Genomic DNA, 596 nt, shown 5'->3' with positions numbered 1-596 from the left:
GCTCCGGCGCGTCGCCCGCCTGGCATTCCTTCGCCCGCGTGACGTGCTTCGCGGCCGCCGCGCGGAAGGCCGCCTGACGCGTCTGCCGGTCGGCCGAAGGATCGTTCATCACCCGCACGAACCACAGCACCTCGGGCGTCACCACCCGCATCGCTTCGGTGCGCCCGTTCCGGTACTGCCGCGTCGCGATCGACTCGTACGTCGCCCCGGTGATCCCCTTCGCGCGCTTGTGCGCGAGCTGATACGCCATTTGCGCGAAGCCGTCGGGCGACATCCCCAGCTCCTTCGCCCGCTTCGCGCCGAAGTCGGTGAAGGACACCGTCTTCGTAGCGGTCGCGTCGGCGTACGCGGCGAAGGAGGCCGCGGCGGCACGCGCGTCTTCACGCAACGCGTCGCCCAGGACGAACTCGATGACCTCGGACGCCGGGATGCCGTCGGCGGGCGCCCGCTCCAGCCGGGTTCCGCTGAGCAGCGCGTCGGTGAACCCGAGGATCGTGGTCCCGTCCAGTTCGCAGTGCTCGACGTTGATCCCCGCCGTGCCGTCCTCGAACACGATCAGCGAGACGGCCTTGTCGAACCAGCGGTTCCCGCTGTCG

General features: G+C 70.5%; 1 protein-coding gene. It reads right to left on the bottom strand.

Going from position 1 to position 596, the window contains the following annotated elements; genetic code table 11:
- On the bottom strand, positions 1 to 596 hold a 596-nt coding region (locus tag CFP71_RS42675; RefSeq protein WP_143267324.1), incomplete at both ends, for a choline/carnitine O-acyltransferase.

The organism is Amycolatopsis thailandensis, from assembly GCF_002234405.1.
Taxonomy (GTDB): domain Bacteria; phylum Actinomycetota; class Actinomycetes; order Mycobacteriales; family Pseudonocardiaceae; genus Amycolatopsis; species Amycolatopsis thailandensis.
The sequence above is the reverse complement of the archived record's forward strand: the minus strand, read 5'-3'. Positions and strand labels throughout refer to the sequence as shown.